At 72.5% G+C, this 21,789-nt stretch carries 27 protein-coding genes and 1 riboswitch; of the genes, 6 read left to right on the forward strand and 21 right to left on the reverse strand.

Features of this window, described 5'->3' with window-relative positions; all coding sequences use genetic code 11:
• Positions 1-848: translation initiation factor IF-3 (infC, locus tag VGK78_RS20390; protein WP_414690689.1), on the reverse strand; the 848-nt coding region annotated here is incomplete at its 3' end.
• 6 nt (positions 849-854) lie between these two features.
• Complete coding sequence (locus tag VGK78_RS14520; protein WP_331528390.1) at positions 855-1,367, reverse strand: SseB family protein; 513 nt, start codon at positions 1,365-1,367, stop codon at positions 855-857.
• 26 nt (positions 1,368-1,393) lie between these two features.
• On the opposite strand from VGK78_RS14520, the gene VGK78_RS14525 reads away from it, so the two are divergent.
• The 4 genes from VGK78_RS14525 (at position 1,394) to VGK78_RS14540 (ending at position 4,196) form a co-directional block, all read left to right on the forward strand.
• Positions 1,394-1,825, forward strand: coding sequence for a hypothetical protein (locus tag VGK78_RS14525; protein WP_331528391.1), 432 nt, complete (start codon positions 1,394-1,396; stop codon positions 1,823-1,825).
• On the forward strand, positions 1,825-3,057 hold the full coding sequence (locus VGK78_RS14530) for an amino acid deaminase/aldolase (RefSeq protein ID WP_331528392.1): 1,233 nt from the start codon (positions 1,825-1,827) through the stop codon (positions 3,055-3,057). The genes VGK78_RS14525 and VGK78_RS14530 overlap by 1 nt, the downstream gene beginning before the upstream one ends.
• A 4-nt stretch (positions 3,058-3,061) precedes the next feature.
• Positions 3,062-3,631 carry a uridine kinase family protein gene (locus tag VGK78_RS14535; RefSeq protein WP_331528393.1) on the forward strand — a complete coding sequence of 190 codons (570 nt, stop codon included), beginning with the start codon at positions 3,062-3,064 and terminating at the stop codon, positions 3,629-3,631.
• 151 nt (positions 3,632-3,782) lie between these two features.
• A complete protein-coding gene (locus VGK78_RS14540) occupies positions 3,783-4,196 on the forward strand; it encodes a VOC family protein (protein WP_331528394.1) in 414 nt (137 codons plus the stop codon).
• Positions 4,197-4,206: 10 nt separating this feature from the next.
• Here the strand turns inward: VGK78_RS14540 and VGK78_RS14545 are convergent, their stop codons facing one another.
• Positions 4,207-4,776: an MSMEG_6728 family protein gene (locus VGK78_RS14545; protein WP_331528395.1), complete on the reverse strand. Its 570-nt coding sequence runs from the start codon at positions 4,774-4,776 to the stop codon at positions 4,207-4,209.
• 52 nt (positions 4,777-4,828) lie between these two features.
• On the opposite strand from VGK78_RS14545, the gene VGK78_RS14550 reads away from it, so the two are divergent.
• Complete coding sequence (locus VGK78_RS14550; RefSeq protein WP_331528396.1) at positions 4,829-5,752, forward strand: aldose 1-epimerase family protein; 924 nt, start codon at positions 4,829-4,831, stop codon at positions 5,750-5,752.
• Here VGK78_RS14550 and VGK78_RS14555 read toward each other — a convergent pair.
• The 3 genes from VGK78_RS14555 to VGK78_RS14565 are packed head-to-tail and all read right to left on the reverse strand — an operon-like array spanning position 5,720 to position 7,323.
• Positions 5,720-6,211 (reverse strand): PH domain-containing protein, encoded by a 492-nt coding sequence (locus VGK78_RS14555; RefSeq protein WP_331528397.1) that lies wholly within the window; start codon positions 6,209-6,211, stop codon positions 5,720-5,722. The two genes, VGK78_RS14550 and VGK78_RS14555, sit on opposite strands and share 33 nt — an antisense overlap.
• A complete protein-coding gene (gene hisG, locus VGK78_RS14560) occupies positions 6,195-7,052 on the reverse strand; it encodes an ATP phosphoribosyltransferase (RefSeq protein ID WP_331528399.1) in 858 nt (285 codons plus the stop codon). The genes VGK78_RS14555 and hisG overlap by 17 nt, the downstream gene beginning before the upstream one ends.
• Before the next feature lie 7 nt (positions 7,053-7,059).
• Positions 7,060-7,323 (reverse strand): phosphoribosyl-ATP diphosphatase, encoded by a 264-nt coding sequence (locus VGK78_RS14565; protein ID WP_331528401.1) that lies wholly within the window; start codon positions 7,321-7,323, stop codon positions 7,060-7,062.
• 57 nt (positions 7,324-7,380) lie between these two features.
• Here VGK78_RS14565 and VGK78_RS14570 point away from each other — a divergent pair, with 57 nt between their 5' ends.
• Positions 7,381-7,956: a GNAT family N-acetyltransferase gene (locus tag VGK78_RS14570; protein WP_331528402.1), complete on the forward strand. Its 576-nt coding sequence runs from the start codon at positions 7,381-7,383 to the stop codon at positions 7,954-7,956.
• Here VGK78_RS14570 and ribH read toward each other — a convergent pair whose 3' ends face one another.
• From ribH to metK, 15 genes are all read right to left on the reverse strand, one after another.
• On the reverse strand, positions 7,957-8,436 hold the full coding sequence (gene ribH / locus VGK78_RS14575) for a 6,7-dimethyl-8-ribityllumazine synthase (RefSeq protein WP_331528403.1): 480 nt from the start codon (positions 8,434-8,436) through the stop codon (positions 7,957-7,959). It abuts the gene before it with no gap.
• Positions 8,433-9,707 (reverse strand): bifunctional 3,4-dihydroxy-2-butanone-4-phosphate synthase/GTP cyclohydrolase II, encoded by a 1,275-nt coding sequence (locus tag VGK78_RS14580; protein ID WP_331528404.1) that lies wholly within the window; start codon positions 9,705-9,707, stop codon positions 8,433-8,435. The genes ribH and VGK78_RS14580 overlap by 4 nt, the downstream gene beginning before the upstream one ends.
• The gene (locus VGK78_RS14585) at positions 9,704-10,396 is read right to left on the reverse strand and encodes a nicotinamide mononucleotide transporter family protein (protein ID WP_331528405.1); all 693 of its coding nucleotides are present in this window, start codon (positions 10,394-10,396) and stop codon (positions 9,704-9,706) included. Before VGK78_RS14585 ends, VGK78_RS14580 begins: the two co-directional genes overlap by 4 nt.
• The gene (locus VGK78_RS14590; RefSeq protein WP_331528406.1) at positions 10,393-11,016 is read right to left on the reverse strand and encodes a riboflavin synthase; all 624 of its coding nucleotides are present in this window, start codon (positions 11,014-11,016) and stop codon (positions 10,393-10,395) included. The genes VGK78_RS14585 and VGK78_RS14590 overlap by 4 nt, the downstream gene beginning before the upstream one ends.
• A complete protein-coding gene (ribD, locus tag VGK78_RS14595) occupies positions 11,017-12,072 on the reverse strand; it encodes a bifunctional diaminohydroxyphosphoribosylaminopyrimidine deaminase/5-amino-6-(5-phosphoribosylamino)uracil reductase RibD (protein WP_331528407.1) in 1,056 nt (351 codons plus the stop codon). It lies immediately after the preceding gene.
• A 96-nt stretch (positions 12,073-12,168) separates the two neighbouring features.
• A riboswitch (FMN riboswitch) is annotated at positions 12,169-12,326 on the reverse strand.
• Between the two features lie 62 nt (positions 12,327-12,388).
• On the reverse strand, positions 12,389-13,057 hold the full coding sequence (gene rpe / locus VGK78_RS14600; protein ID WP_331528408.1) for a ribulose-phosphate 3-epimerase: 669 nt from the start codon (positions 13,055-13,057) through the stop codon (positions 12,389-12,391).
• A 9-nt stretch (positions 13,058-13,066) separates the two neighbouring features.
• On the reverse strand, positions 13,067-14,113 hold the full coding sequence (locus VGK78_RS14605) for a GTP pyrophosphokinase (protein ID WP_331528409.1): 1,047 nt from the start codon (positions 14,111-14,113) through the stop codon (positions 13,067-13,069).
• Positions 14,106-14,501 carry a cupin domain-containing protein gene (locus VGK78_RS14610; RefSeq protein WP_331528410.1) on the reverse strand — a complete coding sequence of 132 codons (396 nt, stop codon included), beginning with the start codon at positions 14,499-14,501 and terminating at the stop codon, positions 14,106-14,108. Before VGK78_RS14610 ends, VGK78_RS14605 begins: the two co-directional genes overlap by 8 nt.
• Positions 14,498-15,484 carry a non-homologous end-joining DNA ligase gene (ligD, locus tag VGK78_RS14615; RefSeq protein WP_331528411.1) on the reverse strand — a complete coding sequence of 329 codons (987 nt, stop codon included), beginning with the start codon at positions 15,482-15,484 and terminating at the stop codon, positions 14,498-14,500. The genes VGK78_RS14610 and ligD overlap by 4 nt, the downstream gene beginning before the upstream one ends.
• 92 nt (positions 15,485-15,576) lie before the next feature.
• A complete protein-coding gene (locus VGK78_RS14620; RefSeq protein ID WP_331528412.1) occupies positions 15,577-16,956 on the reverse strand; it encodes an RsmB/NOP family class I SAM-dependent RNA methyltransferase in 1,380 nt (459 codons plus the stop codon).
• Positions 16,953-17,378, reverse strand: coding sequence for an MmcQ/YjbR family DNA-binding protein (locus VGK78_RS14625; RefSeq protein WP_331528413.1), 426 nt, complete (start codon positions 17,376-17,378; stop codon positions 16,953-16,955). The genes VGK78_RS14620 and VGK78_RS14625 overlap by 4 nt, the downstream gene beginning before the upstream one ends.
• Positions 17,375-18,295, reverse strand: a complete 921-nt coding sequence (gene fmt / locus VGK78_RS14630) for a methionyl-tRNA formyltransferase (RefSeq protein WP_331528414.1) — start codon at positions 18,293-18,295, stop codon at positions 17,375-17,377. Before fmt ends, VGK78_RS14625 begins: the two co-directional genes overlap by 4 nt.
• A gap of 7 nt (positions 18,296-18,302) precedes the next feature.
• Positions 18,303-18,851 (reverse strand): peptide deformylase, encoded by a 549-nt coding sequence (def, locus tag VGK78_RS14635; RefSeq protein ID WP_331528415.1) that lies wholly within the window; start codon positions 18,849-18,851, stop codon positions 18,303-18,305.
• Between the two features lie 127 nt (positions 18,852-18,978).
• Positions 18,979-21,000 carry a primosomal protein N' gene (locus VGK78_RS14640; protein ID WP_331528416.1) on the reverse strand — a complete coding sequence of 674 codons (2,022 nt, stop codon included), beginning with the start codon at positions 20,998-21,000 and terminating at the stop codon, positions 18,979-18,981.
• Between the two features lie 40 nt (positions 21,001-21,040).
• Positions 21,041-21,789, reverse strand: a 749-nt coding sequence (metK, locus tag VGK78_RS14645) for a methionine adenosyltransferase (RefSeq protein WP_331528417.1), incomplete at its 5' end; no start/stop codon positions are given.

Genomic DNA, 21,789 nt, shown 5'->3' on the forward strand with positions numbered 1-21,789 from the left:
GGACGAAGCTTCATCTCCTTGATGATCACGTTCGTCTGGTTCCGGCGGGCTTCACGGGCCTTCTGGGCGTTCTCGTACTTGAACTTCCCGTAGTCCATGAGCTTGCAGACCGGCGGACGTGCCATCGGGGCCACCTCGACCAGGTCGAGGTCGGCCTCCTGGGCGAGCTTCAGGGCCTCGCCCGTGGGGACGATGCCGACGGTCTCGCCGTTGGGTCCGACCAGCCGGACCTCGGGTACCCGGATCCGGTCGTTGATGCGTAGCTCGGTGCTGATGTGTCCTCCATGGTGGTAGGCAGTGTGGTGCGGCTGGTCTCCCAGCTTTCGTTCCCCGGAGGCCCGCGTAACGACGAGAGCCCCCGCGCGACGCGCGGAGGCTCGTGGATCGCATCGGCAACGGGTTGCGCCTGTGACCAGGCGTCGCGCACCGCCGGTGCGGACCGGACCCGACGACCTGTGTGCCCGGTCGTGCGGCACGGCGGTCGGTGCGGGTGGGAGTGAGCCTCCACTTGTCGAACCGGACGCCGTTCTCACGAAAGCGACGCCCGATCGGTCGGGAACAAGGGTAACAACCCGTGCCGACAGGTGGCTATTCCTGGAGCGAGCAGCCGGGCCCGAGGCACGAGGGCCTGGCGTCGCGAGCGAAGATTGAGCGAGCCACGGCTGAGCTTGCGAAGCCGTGACAGGCGAGTCGAAATCCAGCGACGGTGCCTGGGGCCTCAGGCCCGCGCGGTGACAGTGTCTGGAGCCTCGGGCCCGCCCGGTGACAGTGCCCGGAGCCTCAGGCCCGCTGGTTTGGAGACGCTCGCAGCGCTCGCTCCTCAACCACCGGAAGATGCGGATCGGCATGGAGCCTCACGGCTCCCCCATCCAGCCGAGCCCGTGCTCGGTCTGCACCAGGGTCCAGCCGCGGGCGAGGCCGTCCAGGAGGTCATCCTCCACGGCGTACGTCGTGGGGCCGGCGACGTCGACGACCAGGGCGGCCGCACCCTCCTGCAGCGCCGAGTGCGCGGCGAGCGCCGCGGTCACCGGGACGGGACGGGCGTCCGGACGCCACGCAGCGAGGGCCTCGAGCCCGGTGAAGGCGAGCAGCGCCTTGCGTCCGTCGCGGCCGATGAGCAGGGCGGTTGCCATGTCGCTCGTCTTGTCGTGGGCGAGACCGGCGTCGTCCACCTCACTCTCGCCGAGGATCGCGACCACCGGCACCAGCAGCCGGGCCCCCTGGAGAGCCGTGAACACCTCCAGGTGACGGGCTGGATCGGCGGCGTAGGCCGCGAGTGCGGCACTCAGCGCCGGGTCCGCCGTACCGACGTCGCCGGCGAAGCCGGGATCCGGGATCCGGCGGGGCCCAGACGAACGGGGGGGCATGCGGACGATCGTGCCATGCTGGTGGTGTGAACGACGTCTCCTGGGGTGCCCTGGCGCTGGCCCTGACGGCGCTCGGGGGGATCTACACCTGGTGGGCGCTCCGCCACCGGGGCTTCGCGGCCGCGGTCCGGGCCGCGGGCATCACCCTGCTGCCGATCGCGGCCTGGATGACGGGGCTGCTCCAGGTGTTCGGCACGGTGACGAACGCGTTCGCCCGCTTCTTCGTGCACCTGGTGTTCAGCCCCGTGGTCTGGCTGGGCGTCATCGTCTTCGTCGTCGCTTTCGTGCTGATCGGGGCCTCGAAGCTGCTGACCCGCCATGAGGAGCCGGAGGCCGAGCCGCGGAAGCGGCGTACCGCGACGCCCAAGGCGCTCGCCCCCACCTCGACGCACGACCCGCTCATCGACGACGAGATGGCCGAGATCCAGGCGATCCTCAAGAAGCGCGGCATCTCCTGATGCGGGACCACCCGGCGGGCGACTCCCACGTCGCCCGGAACCGGCTGTGGGCACGGCTCTCCGCGGCCGTCGCCGACATCGACCCTCCACCGCCCACGCCGCTGATGGTCGTCGACCTCGACGCGTTCGACGCGAACGCCGCCGACCTGGTCCGCCGGGCGGAGGGCAAGCCGATCCGGCTGGCGTCGAAGTCGGTGCGGGTCCCGGCGCTGATCGAGCGGGCCATGGCGGTCCCGGGCTTCCGGGGCGTGCTCGCGTACACGGTGCGCGAGGCGCTGTGGCTCGAACGGCAGGGCATCTCCGACGACATCGTGATCGCGTACCCGACCGTCGACCGCGGCGCCCTGGCCGAGCTCGTCGCGTCCCCGTCGACCGCGTCCCACGTGACGCTGATGGTCGACGACGTGGCCCAGCTCGACGTCGTCGACACCGTCCGGTCGTCGCATGCCGTGCCGGTGCGGGTGGCGCTCGACATCGACGCGGGGCTGAGGTTCGGCGGTCAGCACGTCGGGCCGAAGCGCTCACCCGTCCATGACGTCGAGGACGTCGTACGGCTGGCGCGGCACGTCACCGAGCGGGAGGGCTTCGCGCTGGTGGGGGTGATGACCTACGAGGGGCAGGTGGCCGGGGTCCCCGACGACGTGCCGTCGCAGCGCGCCCGGTCGCTCGTCGTACGCCGGCTCAAGGCTGCGTCGATGAGCCAGCTCGCCGAACGACGGCACGTGATCGCCGAACGGCTCGCCGATCTGGTCGAGCTGGAGTTCTGGAACGCCGGCGGGTCGGGGTCGGTGCAGGCCACGTCGGCCGACGAGACCGTCACCGAGATCGCCGCCGGGTCGGGTCTTCTCGTGCCAGGACTGTTCGACCACTACCGGTCGTTCGAACCCCGTCCGGCCGCCTTCTTCGGCCTCCCGGTGACGCGCAAGCCGTCCGAGGCGATGGCGACCGTGCACGGCGGCGGCTACATCGCCTCGGGTGCGGTCGGCGCCGACCGCGCTCCGATCCCGTGGGCGCCACCGGGGCTGCATCTGACCTCGCTCGAGGGCGCCGGCGAGGTGCAGACCCCGCTGACCGGGCACCCGGCGGCGCTGCTCCGGATCGGCGACCTGGTGTGGTTCCGGCACGCGAAGTCGGGCGAGCTCTTCGAACACGCCAACGCGGTGCGGCTGCTCGCCGGGGACGCGTTCGTCGACGAGGTCCCGACGTACCGGGGCTGTGGTCACGTGTGGTGACCACGTGACCGCCCCGATGACCAACGCCGAGCAGGTCCTGACCCTGGCCAGGTCGCGACCGCCGACGCTCGGCGGCGCGCGACTGGTGTGCGTGGACGGGCCAGCCGGGTCCGGCAAGACGACCCTGGCGGCGGAGCTCGCCACGCTGGCCGGCGGAGCCGCGGTGGTGCACATGGACGACCTGTACGAGGGCTGGGGCGGGCTCGGTCGCGTCGAGGACCAGCTGCAGACCCTGCTCCGGCCGCTGGCCGAGGGGTTCTCCGGCTCCTACCGCCGGTGGGACTGGCCCGGCAACGCATGGGCCGAGACCGTGCTGGTCCCGCCCGCCCCGCTGCTCGTGCTCGAGGGCGTCGGGTCGGGGTCGACCGCCCACGCGGACCTGACGACCGTGCTGGCCTGGGTCGAGGTGCCGTTCGAGCTGCGGATGGCCCGAGGCCTGGAGCGCGACGGCGACGCCGCCGCCGACCACTGGCGGCAGTGGGCGCGCGACGAACGGGACCTGTTCACCCGCGAGCGCACGCGAGAACGAGCCGACGTGGTCCTCGACGGGCGAGTCGGCTCGCTGCACGCGTGATGCCGATGCGGGTCGCCGCGGGGAGCGGTGGGCAGGGATCGGTTCTGGGGCAGGAAACCGGCCCTGGCTCACCGCCGGATGGCCCTGGCTCACCGCCGGATGCGGGTCGCCGGGAGCGGCTCGGCTGACCGGTATGTGCCAGGGTCGGGACATGGAGCCGCGCATCTCGTTCGTCACCCTCGCCGCCCGCGACCTCGACGTGACCCGGGCGTTCTACGTCGACGGGCTCGGCTGGACGCCGGAGCTCGACGTGCCGGGTGAGGTGGTGATGATCCGCGTGGGCGAGCACCTGGTCCTGTCGCTCTGGGACGAGGCCCACTTCGAGGCCGAGGTGGGGGTGATCGGCCGCGGTGGCGGCGTCCCGCCGTTCACCCTGGCCCACAACGTCGCCACCCGCGAGCAGGTCGACTCGGTCCTCGTGGACGGCCGGAGGGCCGGCGCCGACGTCGGTGAGGCGGCGGAGCGCGACTGGGGTGGTTACACGGGCTACTTCGCCGACCCCGACGGGGTGCGCTGGGAGGTGGCCTGGAACCCCGGCCCGATCGGGCAGCTGGTCCTCCCCTGATTTCGAGAGCTCAGACGTCCGGCCGGGAGGCGTTGGCGCGTCGGGTGCGCCAGCCCTTCTCCGCCGCCCGGCTGCGCTTGCGACGCAGCCGTTCGGCCTTCCGCCGCTCGGCCTCGAGGACGGCCGGCGACCGGATCGGCCACACGTAGGGCAGGTCGTCCGGGACATCGGGGAACAGCCGCCCGTAGTGGCCGGGGTCCTTGCGGACGAGCGAGGACCGGTGGCTGCGGTGCAGCGCCTCGTCGCCGAGCCAGGGCGGTAGCGCCCCGGCCGTGTCGAGCTCCGCCTGGGTGCGGACGTCGTGGACGTCGGCCAGGCGCAGGTCCTCGGCGAGCGTGACGGCGCACGTGTCGCCGAAGCCCAGCCCGGTCCACGCCTCGCAACAGGCGAACCCGTACCGGCCGAGCGCCTCCTCGAAGCCCTTCCACATGAGCACGGCCGGGTGGTTGGCCCATCCGTATCCCGGGCGCGTCAGGGCGCGCAGGATCTGGAGGGCCTCGACGCGCTGCTTGCCGAGCCGCTTGGTGTCGAGGACGCTCGCGGAGCGCTCGAAGTCGGCGTAGGGCAGGAACGTCTGCACCCGGCCAGTCTGCGCACACTCCGCGCGTCGATGCTCGCTAGTCTCGGGCTCCATGACGGCGCCGTCGGGAGACCAGTTCGAGATCGCGGCCGGCGGCTATCGCGCGGTCGTCACGGAGTGTGGTGCGACGCTGCGGGTGCTGGAGCACGCCGGGCTGCCGCTCGTGCACGGGTTCGCCGAGGACGAGATGTCGTCGGCGGGCCGAGGTCAGCTCCTGGTGCCCTGGCCGAACCGGATCCGCGACGGCCGCTACACCTTCGACGGCCGCGACCTCCAGCTCGGGCTCAGCGAGCCCTCGCGGAGCAACGCCTCGCACGGCCTCGCGCGTTGGTGCGCCTGGACGCCGGAGGAGCACGCCGCGAGCTCGGTGTCTCTCGGCTACCGGCTGATGGCGCAGTCCGGCTACCCGTGGACCCTCGACCTGCATGTGCTCTACGACCTCTCCGCCGACGGGCTCACCGTCACCCAGACCGCGACCAACCTCAGCGACCGGCCGGCGCCGTACGCCTCGGGGGCCCATCCCTACCTCACCGTCGGCGACGGTCCGGTCGACGGCTGGGAGCTGACGCTGCCGGCCGCACTCCGGCTGACCCCGGACGAGCGGCAGCTGCCGGTCGGCGAGGAGGACGTCACGGGTACGGCGTACGACTTCCGGGTGCCGCGGGCGCTGCACGAGACGCGTCTCGACCACGCGTTCGGCGAGCTGACGCGAGACGACGACGGTGTCGCGACCACGATCGTCCGGGACCCCTCCACGGGAAGGAGCGCGGCGCTCTGGGTGGACCGCAAGCATCCGTGGCTGATGGTGTTCAGCGCGGACGCCGGCTGGGACCCGCCCCGCCAGGCACTCGCCGTGGAGCCGATGACTGCGCCGCCGGACGCCTTCCGCAGCGGGCGCGACCTGGTCACCCTCGCGCCTGCGGGTCAGCCCGGCGACGAGCTGTCAGTCAGCTGGGGGATCCGGACGCTGGAGTGAGTCCTCGGAGGTCCTGGCCAGCAGCAGCCGGAGCTCCGCGATGGCGACCCGCGCCCGGTCGCCGTCGGTCGCCTGGATGCCCAGCGCGAAACGACTGGTGCCGTCGGCGAGGTCGAATGTCGGGAACGGCGCTCCCGGCGGCATGTGGACCGCCAGCACCTCCGCCCACTCGTAGTGGTGGGTGCGGTAGCCGTTGACGACCTCGAGCCCCTGGACGGTCGCGGTCACCCGGCACCGGACCAGCGACCAGGCGACGGCGGCGGCGGCCACGGCGATCAGGACCAGGGTCACCTGCTGGTAGAGGGTGACCTTGGCCCGCACGTCCGCCCCCACGGCGAACCATGCGGCGACGCAGACGACCGCGAGCAGACCGCCGAAGAACAGCACGGCCAGCCGCACGCCCAGCGGGCGCCACGTGTGCGGGAGGACAGGCCCCCGAGGCTCAGAGACGGCAGGCATGGATGTCGGTCACCAGGATCCCCCTGGCCCCGATGGTCCACAGCTCGTCCATCACCCGGTGGGCTCCGGCGCGCGGGACCATCGCCCGGACCGCGACCCACCCCTCTCGATGAAGCGGCGAGACCGTCGGGCTCTCGATACCGGGAGTCATCTGCACGGCCTCCGACACGCGGTCCTCGGGGATGTCGTAGTCCATCATCACGTAGGTCCGTGCGACCATCACGCCTTCGAGCCGCCGTCGGAAGACGTCCAGACCAGCTGGGAGAGCACTGGTGCGCGTGACCAGGACCGCCTCGGACTCGAGGATGGGATCCCCGAAGACCTCGAGGCCGGCCTTCGCCAGGGTGCTGCCCGTCTCGACCACGTCCGCGATCACGTCGGCCACCCCGAGCTGCACGCTGGACTCCACCGCACCGTCCAGGCGGTTCACGGTGGCCTCGACGCCGTGCTCGGAGAGGTACTGCCGCACGATCCCGACGTACGACGTGGCGATCCGGGCGCCCTGGAGCTGGCCGACCTGGGTGTAGCGGCCGATCGGGCCGGCGAAGCGGAAGGTGCTGCGGCCGAAGCCGAGTCCCATCACCTCCTCGGCCTTCGCGCCCGAGTCGAGGAGCAGGTCGCGGCCGGTGACGCCGACGTCGAGGGTGCCCTCGCCGACGTACAAGGCGATGTCGCGCGGACGCAGGTAGAAGAACTCCACGCCGTTCTCGGCGTCGAGCAGCGTCAGCTCCTTGGAGTCCAGGCGCTGGCGATAGCCGGACTCGCGAAGCATCTCGGCCGCGGTCTGGGACAGCGCTCCCTTGTTGGGGACGGCGATCCTCAGGAGGTCGGGGGTGGTCATCGGGTCCTCACAGGTGGGCGTAGACGTCGTCGAGGCTGAGCCCGGAGGCGAGCATCAGCACCTGCGCGTGGTACAGCAGCTGGCTGAGCTCCTCGGCGGTCCGCTCGGGGGTCTCGTGGGCGGCGGCCATCCACGACTCGGCCGCCTCCTCGACCAGCTTCTTGCCGATCGCGTGCACACCGGCGTCGAGCGCCGCCACCGTGCCGGAGCCGGTCGGCCGCTGCTCGGCCTTCTCGGCCAGCTCGGCCCACAGCTGCTCGAACGTCTTCACGGCAGCAGCCTAATTGTCGTTTGACCCTGCCCGTGGGCGGCGTCCAGGGTGACCGACGTGAGCTTCGACCGGATCTCCTGGCCCCGCACCACCGACCGGCTGACCCTGCGTCCCGCCGAGACCACCGACCTGCCCGCGGTCTTCGCCGTCCGCAGTCGTCCCGAGGTGGCCGAGTGGATGCCCGACCACCCCACGTCGTACGACGACTGGCTGCTGCGCCTGGGGCGCTCGGGTGCCGTGGAGCGGATGCTGGTGATGGAGGCGGAAGGCACGGTGATCGGCGACCTGTACCTCCACGTCCAGGACGCCTGGACCCAGGCCGAGGTGAAGGAGTCAGGTGCGCAGGCCCAGGCCGAGATCGGGTGGTCCCTGGCTCCGGAGCACCAGGGGAAGGGGTACGTCACCGAGGCGGCCACCGAGCTGGTGCGGATCTGCTTCGAGGACCTCGGCGTGCGCCGGCTCACCGCGCAGGCCTTCGCGGACAACGGCCCGTCCCTGCGGGTCATGGAACGGCTCGGGATGACCTGCGAGGCGCGGTTCCGCTCCGAGTCGCTCCATCGCGACCACGGCTGGGTCGACGGCGTCGTCTACGCGCTGCTCAGGGACGAGTGGCAGGCCCGCCGCCGAGCCTGACTAGCCCTGGTGGCGGAGGGTGGCCAGGGCGCGGGCGGTGTGCAGGGCAGCCGCCGTGGCCTCGTAGCCCTTGTCCTCGGTGGAGCCCTCGAGGCCGGCCCGCGCCAGCGCCTGGTCGTCGTCGTCACAGGTGAGGACGCCGAACCCGACCGGCGTCCCGGCGTCGAGCGCAACACGGGTGAGGCCGTCGGTGGCGGCGGAGCAGACGTACTCGAAATGGGGGGTGCCGCCGCGGACGACGACCCCGAGCGCGACGACCGCGTCGTGGGTGCGGGCGAGCTCGGCAGCCACCACCGGCAGCTCGAACGTGCCGGGCACCCGCACCTCGCTCACCCTCGTCACGGAGTAGGCCGAAAGGGCGCGCCGGGCGCCGTCGACGAGGCCGTCCATCACCTCGGTGTGCCACCGTGCCGCGACCACGCCCACCGACAGGTCGCTGCCGTCGAACGGCTCGTCCGCCGGAGCGCCCGCACCGCTCACCGCGCGACTCCGTGGTCGCTCGGGCGTGCCTGGGTGGCCCCGTCCCCGGGGAGGCCCGGGATGTGGTGACCCATCCGGTCGCGCTTGGTGCGCAGGTAGCGCAGGTTGTGCGCGTTCGGCCGCGGGGTGAGGGGAACGCGGGCGTCGACGGCGACCCCGAAGTCGGTCAGCGCCGCGGACTTCTGCGGGTTGTTGGTGAGCAGTCGCACGCGGGTGACCCCGAGGTCACGCAGCACCTGCGACGCGGCGCCGTAGTGCCGCGCGTCGGCCGGCAGCCCCAGGTCGAGGTTGGCGTCGACGGTGTCGCGACCGGCGTCCTGCAGGGCGTAGGCCTCGAGCTTGGCGACCAGCCCGATCCCGCGGCCCTCGTGGCCACGCAGGTAGACCACGACGCCGCGCCCCGCCGCGACCACCACCTCCAGCGCCTCGTCCAGCTGAGATCCGCAGTCACAGCGCTGCGACCCGAAGACGTCGCCGGTCAGGCACTCCGAGTGCACCCGGGTGAGCACCGGCTCCTCGCCCGAGATGTCGCCGTACACGAGCGCGAGGTGCTCGGAGCCGTCGATCGTCGACCGGTAGCCGTACGCCGTGAACTCGCCGTGCCGGGTCGGCAGCCGGGTCTGCGCCACACGCTCGACGAGGTCCTCGGTGCGGTGCCGGTGCCGGACGAGGTCGTCGATCGAGATCATCGCCAGCCCGTGCTCGTCGGCGAACTCGCGCAGCTGCGCCGCGCGCTTCATCGTGCCGTCGTCGTTGACGATCTCGACCAGCACACCCACGGGGGTCAGCCCGGCCAGCCGGGCCAGGTCGACGGCCGCCTCGGTGTGGCCGCGCCGGCTCAGCACACCGCCCTGCCGGTAGCGAAGCGGGAAGACGTGGCCGGGCCGGGTGATCTCCCACGGCTCGGTCGCGGAGTCGGCCAGCACCCGCGCGGTGTGGGCGCGGTCGGCCGCACTGATGCCGGTGGTGACACCGTCGCGGGCGTCCACCGAGATCGTGAACTGGGTGCGCATCCGGTCGCGGTTGTGCGGCGTCATCAGCGGGATCTCGAGCCGGTCCAGCATCTCGGCGGGCATCGGCACGCAGATCACCCCGGAGCTGTGCCGGATCGTGAACGCCATCAGCTCGGGAGTCGCCTTGGCCGCCGCGAAGATCAGGTCGCCCTCGTTCTCGCGGTCCTCGTCGTCGACGACGACCACGGGCCGGCCGGCCGCGACGTCGGCGATCGCGCGCTCGACGCTGTCGAGCCGCAGCGCTTGGGTGGGAGTCATACCAGTGCCTCCTCGAGCTCGGGCTGCTCGCGCCGGGAGGCACGCAGCCAGACGACGAATCCCCAGATCACGAGCCCGCCGTAGACGACGTACAGGATCGCGGTCGGGTAGTAGTGGCTGTGCCACAGCAGGGGTACGCCGACGAGGTCGACGGCGATCCAGGCCAGCCAGAAGTCGTTCCAGCCCCGAGCCATCGCGTACGTCGCCACCATCGAGCCGACGAAGATCCAGGCGTCGCACCAGTAGTACCAGCGCGGCGCCGGCCAGCCGGCCCCGATCACGGAGAACACCCACTGGCAGACCAGTACCCCGGCGACCCAAGCGCCCAGGTAGCCCAGGCGCTCGGCGGCGGAGGCCCAGCGCGGCGTGATCGCGGGCGCGTCGGCAGCTCGCCGGGCCCGCACCTGCTGCCACCGGTACCAGCCGTAGACGCTGGTGATCACGAAGAACACCTGCCGCCCCGCCTGGCCGAACAGCGGCTGCTGGGCGTCCTGCTCGAACGTGGCGGCGATGAACACGCTGAACAGCAGCACGTTGCCGACGATCCCCACCGGCCACGCCCAGACCCGTCGGCGAAGTCCGCCGATCGCCGAGGCGAAGCCGAACGCGTTGCCGAGGATCTCGCGCCAGGTGATCGCGTGACCGCCGATGGTCACCTGCGCGTCGTAGAGCCACTGGAGGAGGTTCATCGGGCGGGCGCCTCACGGGTCTCGGGAGTGGCCCGCAGCTCGAGCTGCCGGGCGACGTACTTGCCGATCACGTCGACCTCCAGGTTGACCATGTCGCCCGGTTCCCGGAAGCCGAGCGTCGTGCGCCGGAGCGTCTCGGGGATCAGGCTGACCGTGAACCCGTCGTCGCGCGCCTCGACCACGGTCAGGCTGACGCCGTCGACGGTGATCGAGCCCTTGTCGACGAGGTACGGTGCGAGCTCGCGGGGCATCGAGACAGTGACCACGTCCCAGTGCTCCCCCGGCTCCCGGCGTACGACGTGCCCGACAGCGTCGACGTGACCCTGAACGAGGTGGCCGCCCAGCCGGCTGCCGGCGGTGACCGCACGCTCGAGGTTGACCCGGTCGCCCGCCGTGAGCGAGCCCAGGCCGGTCTTGGCCAGGGTCTCGGCCATCACGTCGGCGGTCCAGGTGGTGTCGGTGCGCTCGGCGACGGTGAGGCAGCACCCGTTCACCGAGACCGAGTCCCCCGGTCCCGTGCCCTCGAGCACGGCGGTCGCACGGAGCGTCAGCCGCACCGCGTCCGAGAGCGGCTCGACCGCTTCCACGGTGCCGAGCTCCTCGACGATCCCGGTGAACATTCAGTGCCCTTTCGCGGAGGTCGGCCGGCTCATGGTGATCCGTACGTTGAGGTCGTCCCCGTCGTTCAGCGGCTCCAGCACGGTCACGTCGGTCACCGGCAGGTGCAGCGCATCGGCGATGGTGGGGATTCCCAGGTCCCCGACGGCCGCACGTCCACCGCCCAGCAGCATCGGCGCGACGTAGGCGACGATCTCGTCGACCAGGTCCGCGCCGAGGAATGCCGCGGCCAGGGTGGGGCCTCCCTCGAGGAAGACGTGCTGCCGGTCGCGCGCGAACAGGTCCTTCAGCGCCGCCTCGGGATCGCGGGTGCGGAGGTGCACGGTCTCGGCGGCCTCGTCGAAGATGCGGCGTCCGGGGTCGAGGTCGCGCTCCCCCATCACCGCGCGCAGGGGCTGTCGGGCCACCGGAACCCCCTCGGGGTCCCGGACGGTGAGGTGCGGGTCGTCGACCGCGACCGTGTTGGTGCCGACCAGCATCGTGTCGCACAGGGCGCGCAGGCGGTGGGTGTCGACCCGGGCGGCGGGGCTGGACACCCAGCGGCTGGTGCCGTCGGCGGCCGCACTCCGCCCGTCGATGCTGGTGGCGAACTTCCAGGTCACGAACGGCCGGCCGTGCTCGACCGCGAACGTCCAGACCCGGTTGAGCTCGCGCGCCTCGTCGACGAGGACTCCGGTCTCGACCTCGACACCGGCGGACCGGAGTGTCTCCGCGCCGCCCACGGCCACCGGGTTGACGTCGCGCTGGGCGACGACCACGCGTCGTACCCCGGCGGCGATCAGCGCCTGGGCACAGGGACCCGTCCGGCCGGTGTGGTTGCACGGCTCGAGGGTGACCACGGCGGTGGCCCCGGAGGCCCTCTCGCCGGCGCGGGAGAGGGCGTCGACCTCGGCGTGCGGGCTGCCGGCCCCGCGGTGGTAGCCCTCCGCCACGACCGCGCCGTCGGCGGCGAGGAGGACGCAGCCGACGCGGGGGTTGGGCCCGAGCGGTACGCCGGGACTTGCGGCCAGCGCGAGGGCGCGGCGCATGGCGTCACGCTCGATCTCGCTGACGGTCATCGATGACCCCTCGGTCCGGTCGGTCCTCACGGACACCGGGGGCCGGGGCTCCGGCTCGTGGTCTCGACTCTCCGCCGGACCGACGAGCACGGACGCCTGCGTGCGCTTCCCATCCGGACTTTGACCGTCGGTCCAGGAATTCCGAGCGAAGCGTGAAAGCTTCGATCGTTCACCTGGTCAACCGGTCACTGGCTGTGACCGGGTCGCGGACTGTTACCGCCGGTGCGGAGTTTCACCGCCCCCAGAGCACGCGAGCACTTGGCTCTTGTTGCCTCCAGCGTACGCCCGAGACCTCAGGGCCGGGACATGGCGTCCGTCACGCGCGGTCGGCGGCCCCGGTCGCCTTCTCGCGGAGAGCGGCGATCATCGCATCGGGATCCTCTGCGTCGAAGACGGCCGAGCCGGCCACGAACACGTCGGCGCCCGCCTCGGCGCATCGCTCGATGGTCTCCAGGCTGACGCCTCCGTCGACCTGGAGCCAGGTCTCGACGCCGTGCTTGTCCATCAGCTCGCGCGCACGCCTGATCTTGGGCAGGCACAGGTCGAGGAACTTCTGACCGCCGAACCCTGGCTCGACGGTCATGATCAGCACCATGTCGAGCTCGGGCAGCAGGTCCTCGTAGGGGTCGACCGGGGTCGCCGGCCGGAGCGCCATGCTGGCTCGAGCTCCGGCGGAGCGGATCTCGCGCGCGAGCCGGACCGGCGCGGTCGCCGCCTCGACGTGGAAGGTCACGCTCGCGGCACCGGCCTCGACGTACGCCGCGGCGTTGCGGTCGGCGTCGGTGATCATCAGGTGTGCGTCGATCGGCCGCGACGTCGCGTTGCTCAACGCCTCGATCGTGCGGGGCCCGAAGGTGAGGTTCGGGACGAAGTGGTTGTCCATCACGTCGACGTGGATCCAGTCGGAGCTGGGGATCCGGGCCAGCTCCGCGCCGAGGTCGGCGAAGTCCGCGGTCAGGATGCTCGGGGTGATCTGGATGCCCACGGGGAGAGCCTAGGCTTCGCGAGCGCTGAGCTTGTCGAGGCGGGTGCGGAGCGCGGCGACGCGATGGGCGTTGCCGTGCAGCGCGACGTACCGCTCGCCGTACGTCGCGAGCAGCGCGTCGTCGAGGCGGCGGACGGCGCCGGGCGGGTAGCGGTAGTCCATGCGGGTCCGGATCGCCTCCTCGTCGGTGGCCCGCAGCACCTCGCCGAGCTCGTCGAGCGAGGTGATGCCCAGCTCGAGGAGCAGTCCGGACACCCACGCGTAGTGGTCGGTGCGGGACCAGCCGGCGTCGGCGAACTGTCCCGCGAGGAACGCCGCGAGCTCGCGGGCTTCGAGCCGGGGGTCGTCCGGGACGGCCGGCGGGGCGTGACCCGAGCCGGCCACCGGCCCGCGGAGCCGGTCCCGGATCGTCGCGAACTCCTGGTCGGCCAGCTCCAGGAGCCCGGCCGCGAGGGTGAACCGCCGGTCGAAGTCGTGGATGTGCTCCGGCGGCACCGTGCCCTTGTAGCGGATGTCGTGCTCGAACTCTGCCCACGCGTGCTGGAGCACCGTGCGGATCTGCACCTGGACGTTGCGGCCCACGAGGTGCGCGAACGCCGGCTGTCCCTCGCGTGCCGCGTCGAGTGCGATCTGCAGGTGACGGCTGGCATATCCGAAACGCCCCTCGCTCGCCGTCTCCCGGCCAAGGTCGCGATCATCGACGACCACGACCTGGTCGGCCAGCAGATCGGCGACAGCTGCGACGTCGTCGCGCACGTAGGTGATCACTCGGACGCCCAGCTGGTCACCGATCTCGCGCAGCGGGTCGGTGTAGAGCCGCACGCCGTCGCGCGACCTCGTCGCCTTCTCGGCGAACGAGGCGACGCTCTTTGTGCGGCCGGAGATCGTCAGGTAGTTGATGCCGGCGTCGTCGAGGACGCCGGTCACCAGCCGTACGGCTTCGGCACCGGCGAGCACGAGATCGTCGTGGGCGGCCGCGTACGACGCGATCGCTGCCTGCGCTGGATCACCGGGGCCGACCGTCTCGCGCAGACCGGCCTCCGCCGGGTCAGCCATCGGCGTCCGACGGGTCGAGCAGCGAGTCGTCGGGGGTCGCGGTCAGCTCGCCCCCGGCCTCCCCGGTGTTCACGGTGCCGGCAGGCTCGATCAGCATGGCGGAGACCTCGCCCTCTGCGACGGGGCAGTGCTCGACGCCGCGGGGCACGACGTGCAGCCCACCGGGACCCAAGGTGACGGCGCGCTCGTCCGGGTCGCGGAGTCGGATCGTGAGTGTCCCCTCGATCACCAGGAACAGCTCGTCGGTCTCGGCGTGGTCGTGCCAGACGAACTCCCCGTCGAGCTTGACCACCTTGATCTCGTAGTCGTTGAGGCGGGCGACGACCTTGGGCGACCAGTGCTCGGAGAATCTCGCCAGCCTCTCGGCGAGGTCGATCGGCTCTCTCATGGGTCCTCCTCCTGGACCGGCTCCTCGCCGTCCCCTCGGCCGGTGGTCGAGGTCAGGCCGGCGGCCTCGTCCCGGTCCGCCCACTCGCGCAGCGGCTCGATGTCGAAGACGTGGTCGTCGATGTCCTCGTGCAGGTCGCCGAGCTCGGCGAACCGCTCGGGGACGGTGAAGATCGTGAAGTCGTGCGGGTCGATGTCGTCGATCTCGTCCCACCGGACGGGGGTGGAGACGCGTGCGTCGGGGAAGCCGCGGACGGAGTACGCCGCGGCGATGGTGTGGTCACGCGCGTTCTGGTTGTAGTCCACGAACAGGTGGTGGGGGTCGCGGTCCTTGCGCCACCAGAGGGTCGTCACGTCGTCGGGCATGCGTCGCTCGACCTCCCGCGCGAACGCGAGCGCCGCACGGCGTACCTCCTTGTGGCCGTGGTCCGGCTCGATGCGGACGTAGACGTGCAGTCCCTTGCCGCCGCTGGTCTTCGGGTAGCCGACCGCCCCGAGCTCGTCGAGGATCTCGTGGACGACCCCGGCGACCCGCTGCACCTGGCTGAACTGGCTGAGCGGTCCGGGATCGAGGTCGATCCGCCACTCGTCGGGCTTCTCCGGATCCTCGCGGCGGCTGTTCCAGGGGTGGAACTCGACCGTCGACATCTGCACCGCCCAGATCACCGCGCCGAGCTCGGTGACGCAGAGCTCGTCGGCGGTGCGACCCCAGCGCGGGAAGTGGAGCTGCACGGTCTCGACCCAGTCGGGCGCACCCGAGGGGAGGCGCTTCTGGTGCACCTTCTCCCCCGACAACCCGGTCGGGAACCGGTGCAGCATCGTCGGTCGCTCGAACAGCGCGTTGACGATGCCCGGCCCGACTGACAGGTAGTACTGGACGAGGTCGCGCTTGGTGGCACCGCTCTGCGGGAAGTAGACCCGGTCCGGATTGGTCACCTTGACCACCCGGTTGTCCACCTCGATCTCCTCGAACGGCGACGCCATGGGCGTCACGGTAGTCATCCGGTCACACGCCGGTGCGGCAGCCACATTCCGAGCACGGCAGAACGTGGCTCAGCCACCGACGCCGGGTCGGGTCACGCGCCGGCACGACGGAGCAGGGCCAGGAACATCGCGTCGGTGCGATGCCGGTGCGGCCACAGCCGGGCGGTGCCGGCGAGGGGACCGTCACAGTCCGGTACGTCGGCGCGGAGGCCGGTCTTGGCGGTGAGCAGGGCGCGCGTGTCGCCGAGCTTCACGTCGTCGCGTCGCACCAGCACCGAGCCGACCACGTCACGGGTCTCGGCGAGGACCGGGGAGCAGGTCGCGTAGAGCACGACCCCGCCGGGGCGGACGAGGTCGAGCGCCCGGTCGAGCAGCGCCCGCTGGAGCGGCACCAGGTCGGCGAGGTCCTCCGGACGGCGGCGCCAGCGGGCCTCGGGCCGGCGGCGGAGGGCACCCAGTCCGGTGCACGGGGCGTCAACCAGCACGCGGTCGAACGACCTGGCGGGCCACGGCGGCGCCGTTCCGTCCTCGACGGACACAGCCTCGACGCCGTCAGCGCCGGCGAGCGAACGGCGTACCAGCTCGGCGCGATGGGGCTGCATCTCGTTGGCGACTATCCGGGCTCCCCGGGGCCCGGCCAGCGCAGCCAGGAGGGCTGCCTTGCCGCCCGGTCCCGCGCACACGTCGAGCCAGCGCTCGTCACGGCCGTCGAGCGGAGCCGCGACCAGGGCATGGGCGACCAGCTGGGAGCCCTCGTCCTGCACCCCCGCGCGGCCCTCCGCGACGGCGACGACGTCGGCCGGTGCACCGCCGGGCGAGACGACACCGTACGGCGAGAAGCGGGTGCGATCCCCCGGCAGCTCGTCCACCGACGACCGCCCGGGGCGGGCGACCAAGGTGACTGCGGGTGGCTGGTTGTGGGCGTCGAGCAGCGCCTCGAGCTCGGCCGGGTCTCCACCCGCAGCCAGGGCCTCTCCCAACGCCTCGACCATCCACCGGGGATGGCTGTAGGCCGTGGTGAGGAAACCCAGCGGCTCCGCACCGGGATCGGGCGCGACCCGGCGGACCCACCCGTCACGGTCGTGCTCGGAGACCTTCCGCAGCACCGCGTTGGCGAACCCGGACGCACCCGGGCCCACCTCCGACCGCACCAGGTCGACCGTCGTGCTGATGGCGGCGTGCGCCGGTACCCGCATCGACAGCAGCTGGTGGCAGCCCAGTCGCAGCCCGTCGACGACCTTCGCCTGGACCTTGCCCAGCGGCCGGTCCAGGCACGCGCCGAGCACCTCGTCGTACAACCCCTGCCACCGGATCGCTCCGCTGGCCAGCTCGGTCGCGAACGCCGCATCGCGTCCGCTCACCCCGCGCCGCGCCAACGCGCCCGGCAGCGCGAGGTTCGCGTAGGCGCTCTCGACGCGCACCGCCTTGAGCACGTCGTACGCCGCCCGGCGCGCCGGGTCGGGTCTGCTCACGGCGATCCGGGCTCGCCGGCCAGGAACCTCTTCGCCAGCGACTTCGGCGCCACCGCCAGCCAGGCGTCGGTGAGCACCTCGCGCAGCTCATCGACGTCGACCTCGTCGATCCGGCTCTGCTGCAGCAGGACCGCGTTGTAGTTGCGGAAGTGGTCGATCGTGAAGAACGGCCCCGGCGCCTCCACCAGCGCCGACTTGTCCTCGGCCGACGGCGTGCGGATGACGAGCAGGTCCTGGTACTCCTCGCCGGTCCCGGGGTCGATCGCGTCGCGCCGCGGGGCGCGGGCGAGGACGAAGCCCCGGGGCTTGGGCTTCTGCATCACCAGGTACGTCGGCCGGTCGCCCCACGAGGTCCCGAGCTCCACCTCGGGAAGGGCGCTGCAGATCGCGTGGACGTCGGCGATCCTCGCCTTCCTGCTCACCCCAGCACCTCTCCGCCGCTCAGGTGGGCGCCGCGCGCCCAGTCGGCGGCCGGCATCGGGCGCTTCCCGACCGGCTGCACGTCGCCGAGCCGCATGGCCGCCGTACCGGTGCCGACCACGACCGCGTTCTTGCCGGCCACCAGCTCGCCGGCGGGCAGCTGTCCATCCACCGGGCTGAGCGGACCGAGCTTCAGCCGTTCTCCGTCGTACGTCGTCCAGGCGCCGGGGGCGGGAGTGCAGGCCCGCACCTGCCGGTCGATCGCGGCAGCCGGCTGCGCCCAGTCGACCCGGGCGTCATCGACGGTGATCTTCGGGGCGAGCGAGACACCGTCCGCCGGCTGTGGCTGCGACTCGAGCGAGCCGTCGGCGATCCCGTCCAGCGTCGCGACCAGCAGTCCGGCGCCACCCTCGGCCAGCCGCGCGAGCAGATCGCCGGCGGTGTCGGTGGGCCGGATGGTCTCGGTCATCACGCCGAACACCGGGCCGGCATCCAGATCCTTCACGATCCGGAAGGTGGTGGCGCCGGTGACGTCGTCGCCCGCCCAGATCGACCGCTGCACCGGAGCGGCGCCACGCCACGCCGGCAGCAGCGAGAAGTGCAGGTTGACCCAGCCGTGGACAGGTATGTCGAGGGCCGACTGCGGCAGCAGCGCGCCGTACGCGACCACGGGACAGACGTCCGGGGCCAGCTCGCGCAGGGCCTCCTGGAACTCCGGATCGCGTGGGTGCTCGGGCTTGAGCACGGGTATGCCGAGCATCGCGGCCGCCTCGGCGACCGGGGACGCCGCCAGCCTGCGGCCGCGCCCCGTGCGTGCGTCGGGTCTCGTCACCACACCCACCAGCTCGTGCGACGACTCCGCGACTGCGCGCAGGGATGGCAGCGCTACGTCGGGGGTGCCGGCGAAGACCACCCTCATGCAGGACTCATATGGGCAACCCGTGCGTCGGATGCGGCGAGACCTTGATCGTGGGAGCCCCCGACAGCCCGAACCATTCCGACTCCCGGATCTCCTTCATCGCCTGCTTGCGCAGCTCGGGCGTGAGCCGGTCGACGAACAGGACGCCGTCGAGATGGTCCGTCTCGTGCTGGAGTGCGCGCGCGAGCAGCTCGGTGCCCTCGATCGTGACCGGTTCCCCGTGCACGTCGAAACCCGTCGCCACGACCGAGAGCGCGCGGCGGCAGTCGATCGCCAGGCCGGGGATCGACAGGCATCCCTCGTCACCGTCCTGCATCTCGTCGGACAGGTCGAGCCGCGGGTTCACCAGATGTCCGAGCTCGCCCTCGACGTTCCAGGTGAACACCCGCAACCCGACCCCGATCTGCGGTGCGGCCAGGCCGGCGCCGGGTGCGTCGAGCATGGTGTCGGTGAGGTCCTGGACCAGCCGCCGCAGCTCCTTGTCGAAGTCGACCACCTCGACCGCCGTGGTACGCAGGATCGGGTCGCCGAAGAGGCGGATCGGCTGGATGGCCATTCCCCAGAGTCTAGGAGGGTCGCGAGCGACACCGGGTGGCGGTGAGCCCGGACCCGTCCGCGTGCCACCACAACCTATCCCCGCTCACCGCCACCTGCGGCCCGAGACGAACGACGACGGAGGACGCTCAGAGGCTGACCGGGTCGACCTGGATGCGCACCGGGTCGAGCTTGCGGGCGGACCGCACACGTTGGACCTCGCCCAGAGCCCGGGACAGGGCCGAGCCCTGGGCCCGGGGAACCCGGACCACCAGCCGGGACTCCCCGTCGTCGAGCTCCACCGGGCCGAGCACCTCCGTGCCGGGCGGCCGGTCGAGCAGGGTGAGTGCGTCATCGACCGCACCCGGGTCACCCGTGATCGTGGCCAGACGGCTGGCCGGCGGCAGGTGCGCCTCCGAGCGCGTGGCTGCCTCGCGACGCGCGAAGCCCGCGGGATCCCATCGCACCAGGGCCTGGAGGGCCGGATGCGAGGGCTCGCCGACCGCCACGACACTGGCCCCCGGTCCGGCGAGTCCGGCCGCGCCGAGCCAGCGCCGCAGCGCCTCCTCCTCGGTGCGCAGATCGGGTCGGGCCAGGGCGAGCCAGGTGTCGAGCAGGACGACGGCGGCGTACCCGCCCTCGGCCACCGGCTCCGCTCCCGGCGTCGCGACCACGATGGCCGGCCTGGGGGGCACCGACTCGACCACGTGGTCACCGCCCGACGCCACCACCGGGATCGAGGGGAAGGCCCGGCCGAGCTCCTCGGCCGTGCGCCGCTCCCCCACCACCGGCGCCCGCAGCCCGCGGTGTCCGCAGACCGCGCAGGCCCAGGCCTCGTCGACGGCGCCGCACCATCGGCAGCCCGGGGGGACGGCCGGCCCCACCACCGCCAGCGGACCTGTGCACACCGTGCACCGGGCCGGGGTGCGGCACCGCTCGCAGGCCAGCGAGGGCGCGTAGCCCCGGCGCGGGGTCTGCAGCAGGACCGGACCCCGCTCGAGGCCGCTCGCGACGGCGTCGTGCACCTGCTTCGGCATCCGGGTCGCCCGGGCCAGCGGGTCCCGATCGAGCTGTATGTCGGTGGCGCCGGTGATCGACACGGTGACGGCGTCGCGCAGAGCTTCGCGCGGAGGAGCGATCTCGTGCGCCCACCCGGAGCCGAGCAGCTGCTCGGCCTCCACCGTGCGGGCGAAGCCCCCGAGGAGCGCGGCCGTGTCCTCGAGGTGGGCCCGGGTGAGGAGCACCTCGCGGGCATGCGGGTACGGCGCGCGCGGCTCCGCGTGCAGGTCGTCGCCGTCGTCCCAGATGGCGACCAGCCCGAGGTCGTGGACGGGTGCGAACGCCGCCGCCCGGGTGCCGACCACGATCCGGCGCGTCCCGCGGGCGACGGCGAGGAACTCGCGGTAGCGGCGCGCCGGGCCGGCCCCGGCCGTCAGCACCACGTGATGGCCGTCTCCCAGGGTCGCCCTCAGTGCCGTGTCGAGACGCGCGACGTCGCGGCGGTCTGGCACGACCAGGACGCTGCCCCGCCCGCCGGCCAGGGTGAGCGCGGCCGCCGACGCCATCAGCCTCGGCCAGTCCTCACCCGGCAGCGCCGACCACACCGCGCGGGGCATGCCGCCGCCGGCCAGGTGAGCGAGGAACGGATCGGCCGCGGGGTAGGCGGACCACGCCGATCGCGCGGCGGAGTCGTCGATCTCGACCAAGACCTCGGCCGGCGACGGCTGCTTCTCGGTGGTCGCGTGACGAGGGGGTACGGCGAGCCGGAGCACGTCGGAGCGGGTGCCGGCGTACCGCTCGGCGAGCAGCCCGACGAGCTCGGCGACGGCCGGCACCAGCACCGGCTCGGGGCTGACGACCCGCTGCAAGGGCGTCAGCGTGCCGGTGTGCGCGGTGTCGGCGGCGCGCGCCACGACGAAGCCCGCGAGCGACTTGCCGGCGAACCGCACCTTGACCCGCGCTCCCGGGACCGCGTCGTCGGCCAGCGACGCGGGCACGGCGTAGTCGAACGGACGGTCGAGGTGCGCCAGCGGGGTGTCCACCAGCACCCGCGCCACCGGGTCGCGCTCCGCGCGGGGCTCGGACGTCGCCACCCGTGGGGGCCGTCGGGCGCCCACCGTCTCCCGGAGACCCGGCAGGGTCTCGGGGAGGGGTTGAGGTCGCTCGGCCACGGCGGTTGTTCTACCAGCCGGTGACGACGCCCGGCCGAGCTCAGTCGGCGAGGCCGGCGGCCTTGCGCAGCTCGTCCACCCGGTCGGTGCGCTCCCAGGTGAACTCCGGCAGCTCCCGGCCGAAGTGGCCGTACGCCGCGGTCAGCGCGTAGATCGGCCGGAGCAGGTCGAGGTCCTCGATGATCGCGGCGGGACGGAGGTCGAAGACCTCGAGCACGGCCTTCTGGATCTCCTCGTCGGGGACGACCCCGGTGCCGAAGGTCTCGATGAAGACGCCCACCGGCTGGGCCTTGCCGATCGCGTAGGCCACCTGCGCCTCGCAGCGCGTCGCGAGGCCCGCGGCGACGACGTTCTTGGCCACCCAGCGCATGGCGTACGCCGCGGAGCGGTCGACCTTGGACGGGTCCTTGCCGCTGAAGGCACCGCCGCCGTGACGGGCCATGCCGCCGTAGGAGTCGACGATGATCTTGCGGCCGGTCAGACCGGCGTCGCCCATCGGGCCACCGATCTCGAACCGGCCGGTCGGGTTGACCAGCAGCTTGTAGCCCTCGACGGTCACACCACCGTCGAGCAGTCCCGAGCCGGACAGCACCGGGTCGACGACATGTTCCTGGATGTCGGGCGCGAGCAACGTGTCGAGGTCGATGTCGGGCGCGTGCTGGGTGGAGACGACGACGGTCTCGAGTCGGACCGGCTTGTCGTCTTCGTAGTCGATGGTGACCTGGGTCTTGCCGTCCGGTCGCAGGTAGGGAACGATCCCCTGCTTGCGCACCTCGGACAGCCGACGAG

The sequence above is a fragment of the Nocardioides sp. genome (assembly GCF_036503465.1).
Taxonomy (GTDB): Bacteria; Actinomycetota; Actinomycetes; order Propionibacteriales; family Nocardioidaceae; genus Nocardioides.